This window comes from Longimicrobium sp. (genome assembly GCF_036554565.1).
Classification (GTDB): Bacteria; Gemmatimonadota; Gemmatimonadetes; order Longimicrobiales; family Longimicrobiaceae; genus Longimicrobium.
The window spans coordinates 1-3,420 of the sequence record NZ_DATBNB010000614.1; the positions used below are offsets into that span (position 1 = coordinate 1).

The 3,420-nt window shown below is 66.1% G+C and carries 3 protein-coding genes; all 3 read left to right on the plus strand.

The features are described from left to right. A partial coding sequence (locus VIB55_RS17090) for a fatty acid desaturase (protein ID WP_331877879.1) occupies positions 1 to 933 on the plus strand: 933 nt, incomplete at its 5' end. Then, positions 930 to 1,580: a hypothetical protein gene (locus VIB55_RS17095; protein WP_331877880.1), complete on the plus strand. Its 651-nt coding sequence runs from the start codon at positions 930 to 932 to the stop codon at positions 1,578 to 1,580. The genes VIB55_RS17090 and VIB55_RS17095, both read left to right, overlap by 4 nt. Positions 1,581 to 1,698: 118 nt before the next feature. Further along, a partial coding sequence (locus tag VIB55_RS17100) for an AAA family ATPase (protein WP_331877881.1) occupies positions 1,699 to 3,420 on the plus strand: 1,722 nt, incomplete at its 3' end.

Here is a 3,420-nt window from a genome sequence, read left to right on the forward strand (position 1 = left end):
GAAACGTTCCTCGTGTTCGGCATCCTGATGGCGGCGAGCATCGCCTGCCTGGGCTGGGAATCGCCCGCGCGATGGCTGGTACTGGCGGGGCTCATCGTGGCGCAGGGGCTGTGGCTGGACCGGATGTACATCGCCGCGCACGAGGCCATCCACAAGAAGCTCTTTCCCGACCACCCGGCGTTGAACGACGCGCTCGGCACGCTCCTGCTGCTCCCGGTGGCCGCGCCGTTCACCGTCTATCGGAAGATCCACTTCTTCCACCACGGCCACAACCGCCGCGACGCGCGCACCGCCAACCTCGACACCTTTCCCACCACGCGGCCGCTGACGCCGTTGCGGCGGGGGTACTACCACGCGGTGTGGATCTTCTTCGTGTTCCTGGGCGGCTTCTTCGTGCACTCCATCGCCGCCGTGCTGATCTTTCTGCTGGTGCCCACCGCGCGCGCCGAACGGATCTCGCCCGTGTTCAAGCACTGGCGGGGCTCGCGCCGGCTGCGCGCCTGGGCCGAGTTCGCGGGCGGCCTCGGCTTTCACGCCGCCGTGTGGTGGGCGCTGGGGTTCGAGGCGTGGCTGGGGGCGCTGGGGCTGCCGCTTGCGGTGTTCGCCTGGGTGTGGTCGCTGCTCCTGTACGTGTACCACTACGACACCACGGTGGGCCCCGACGTGCGCCACAACGTGCGCTCGCTTCCGCGGCAGCGGTTCTTTTCGTGGCTGCTGCTGAACTTCAACGAGCACGCCACGCACCATTACGACCCCAACATCCCCTGGCACCAGCTGCCGGACCGCCGCCACATCCTCCCCGAGGCGTACCACCACAACCAGGGCGTCACCTCGCTCTGGCAGGCCATCTGGCAGCAGACGAAGGGGCCTCACATCGAGGAGATCGCCGAGGTCGGCGAATTTTCGGTGGACCTGGGGCTGATGCGCAGATGAAGATCCGCCCCGCGCAGCCGGGCGACGTGGATGGGATGCTGCGGATCAAGCGGGAACTGAAGCTGGATTCCACGGGAGATGCGCCCGGTGGCGGCTTTCTGCTGGGCGCCACGCGCGAGCAGTACGAGTTCCTGGTGGCGAACGCGCAGGTCCTCGCCCTCACCGACGATGACGGCGTGCTCGGCGGCTTCGCCATCGCGCTTCCCGACGGCGTACTTCGCGCGACGGACGTCTGGGCCCGCCGCCGGTCCATCGCGTGGGGCGACGGGGACTGGGACGCGCTGGAGGACGCGCGCGTGGCGTACTTCGACCAGCTCGCCATGCGCCCCGGCCCACGCCATCGGACCTACGCGCCGGCCCTGGCCCTCGCCGCGCTGGAACAGCTCGCGGCCACCGGGCACCACCACCTGTTCGCCACCGTGGTCCGCGAGCCGGTGATGAACCTCGCCTCGCCTCCGCTGCTGCAGGCCATCGGCGCGGCGCGGGTGGGCACCATCGACGAAGACTATCCCGAAGTCGGCCGCATCCTCTCCGACGTCTACCACCTCGCTCTCCATCCGGGTACCGCCGCGGATCTCGCTACCGGGTCCGCACTGGGCCGCAGGATCGCCCGCACGATGGGACGCGCTCACCTAGCTTGGCGCTGAGCCGGCTGGCATCTGCTCGGGGCCGGGGAATCCGGTCTGCCCGGACCGACAATGGAGTTGGGCACCGCAGCGACATTATCCGTTCGTTGAGCGCCTATCACCCGCACGTACGTACATCATGGCTCGCTGGCATCGCTCCCCGGAAGCACTCGAAGCAGCTCGCGACTGGCGTGACCGCTGCCTCCTCGCGGACGGCTCCATCTTGTCCGGCAATCGGCTCTGGACGCTCGAGAACCTGCTGCACCTGGATCGTCACTTCGTCCAGAATCTCGATGAGGGTGAGGGCGATTTCCTCCAGAAGCTAGAGGCGCAGCTCGCGCCCGCTCCGGCCCAGGCAAAGCAACTCGCCGCCGAGATACTGTGGATCTTGTACCTGAGTGTCAGCGAGCGAGGGATGAAGGGGGCCACCAAGCGAATCCAGATTCGCCGCGCATGGGAATGGTCCGGCGAGCGCCTCCCCGATGCACCGAAACTCGGAGAACCCCTGGAGCGAGGCGTGGGGTTTCCCGGCACGGCATTCAACACGGGCCGGTGGCGTGAACTCGTGTTCTGCATCGAGTTGTTCCGTGATTGGAAGCGGCTGCGGCGTTCAGATGCAGAATCGTTGATCAGCGACCCGTGGAGATTTGCTGAGTGGGTGGATCGGCACCCTGCGAGCAAGAACCGGCAGTTCCGTCACATGCTCCTGTATCTCCTGTTCCCGGAATCGTTCGAGCGGGTGATGACATCGAGCCACAAGGAGCAGATCCTTCGGCGCTTGGGGGCGAAGCTCGGGCTGGACGTTGCCGTCGATGGTATGGACCGCATGGCTGTGGACCGAGCCTTGGTAAGCCTGCGGCGTCGGCTGGAAGAGCGATTCGACGGCGCTGAGGCAGACTACTATGAAGGTCCGATCCGGAGTGAATGGATGGGAAAGGGATCGGTTCCGAAGGTTGGGGCTCGCAAAGCTACCCCGCCGCGGGCTGCTGATAAAGCACACGACCTGTCGCGGCAGCTGCAGAGTCCGGGGGATCGGCGCGTCTGGCTGATTGCCCCCGGCGAAGGCGCGCGGTTGTGGCAGGAGTTCCAGCGCGACGGCGTCTGCGCAATCGGGTGGGATGAACTGGGCGACCTGGCGGCCTATCCAACATACGAAGCGGCCTACGAAGCCCTTCGCGAAGTTCGCGGCGGGAATCCGTTGAACGATGCGAATGCCTGCTTCGAGTTTGCCCACAGGATGCGATTGGGCGATCTCGTCATCGCGAAGCAGGGGCGTAGCGTAATCGTTGGGGTTGGCGAGGTGACGTCTGGATACCGGTACGACGACGCGCGATCGGAGTACCGGAACGTTCGCGACGTGCGTTGGGACCAGGTAGGGCGCTGGACGCTGCCGGAAGAGCACCGGATGGTCGTGAAGACCCTCACGGAGATGACGACGTATCCCGCATGGCTCAGCGCGGCATCGGAAGCTCTCGGTCCGCTACCATCCCCTTCGACTCCGCCGGGTGGCTCGGACATACCACTGCCGGGACCGGATACCGTATTAGGACCTTATCCCATTGAGGACGCGTTGGACGAGATGTTCCTTACCCAAGCGCAGTTCAGTGGCATTCTCGACGCGCTGGGACGGCGGAAGAACGTGATCCTGGAAGGGGCGCCCGGCGTCGGAAAGACGTTCGTGGCGCGGCGGATCGCGTGGGCACTGATGGGCCAGAAAGACGATTCGCGCGTGCAGATGGTGCAGTTCCACCAGTCGTATGCGTACGAGGACTTCGTGCAGGGATGGCGGCCGCAGGCGCAGGGCTTCGCCCTCCAGAACGGCGTATTCCACCAGTTCTGCAAGCGCGCTCAAGCCGATCCG

Coding starts and splice junctions, on each gene's coding strand:
- VIB55_RS17095 (WP_331877880.1), top strand. CDS start 930: ATGAAGATCCGCCCCGCGCAGCCGGGCGACGTGGATGGGATGCTGCGG.